The sequence below is a fragment of the Gluconobacter thailandicus F149-1 = NBRC 100600 genome, assembly GCF_000964465.1.
Classification (GTDB): domain Bacteria; phylum Pseudomonadota; class Alphaproteobacteria; order Acetobacterales; family Acetobacteraceae; genus Gluconobacter; species Gluconobacter thailandicus.
In genome coordinates this window covers 1-925 of sequence record NZ_BANH01000129.1, presented here as the reverse complement: position 1 = coordinate 925, position 925 = coordinate 1, and the positions used below count along the sequence as shown (strand labels likewise).

The window sequence follows — 925 nt, the reverse complement described above, 5'->3', positions numbered from 1 at the left end:
GAGCTTGAATCACATCAGATCGATTTTCCAAACAGGCTCTTAGAAGATTATTGCTATAATGAAATAGCAAAAGTTCATATTGTTATATCGATTATAGGCGGAAGATTTGGTTCACAGTCTAGAGACCATGAAAAATATTCGATATCTAATATGGAGTTAAAGACTGCACAAAGGCAAGGTAAACAAGTTTATCTATTCATAGAGTCGGAGGTTATTTCGGAATATCATACCTATATTAAAAATAAAGATGTTGAAGGTATAAGATATTCTCATGTTGATGATGTTAGAGTTTATAGATTTATAGAAGAGATATATAATTTATCATCAAACAACCAAATATTTTCTTTTGAAAGTATGCCTCAACTAATAAACTATCTTAGAGAACAATGGTCTGGTTTATTTGAGAGGTTTCTTGAGGGCGAGGCTCAAGTACGCTTGGTTGATATGATGAATAAAATGGAACAAGTTACATCTACCTTGGAAGGGTTGGCGGAATTATATCGCAATTCATCAATATCTTCCGACTCTGATGAAAAAAATAGAATGATGGACGAAATACTTATACAGAACCATCCTATATTCCCAGCAATGAGAAAAATTCTGCGAGTGAAATATAGGCTATTTTTCACCAATAGGTCTGAAATGGAAGATTGGTTAAAAAATGCTCGTAGCGGAGTCCAATCTAATTTGGATTGGGCTGAAATTGGTTCCAATTTTAAAAAATATGAAATTTCTATGGGGAAAAATGATAATTATTTTTTAAGAGTTTCTAATTCGTTGTTTGATGCAAACAATAATTTAAAGCCAATGCTTCCGGGTGATTGGGATGATAATTTACTAACGATAGAAGATATAACAGAAGACGAAGACGCCATACCGTTTTAATATTTTGAAATACTCCGTCCCAAAAACACCTGATTTGGGA

The 925-nt window shown here is 32.9% G+C and carries 1 protein-coding gene; it reads left to right on the top strand.

Annotation, left to right across the window (positions count from 1 at the left end; all coding sequences use genetic code 11):
• Window positions 1–885, top strand: an 885-nt coding sequence (locus B7444_RS16695) for a hypothetical protein (RefSeq protein ID WP_159107813.1), incomplete at its 5' end; no start/stop codon positions are given.
• Window positions 886–925 lie beyond the last annotated feature (40 nt).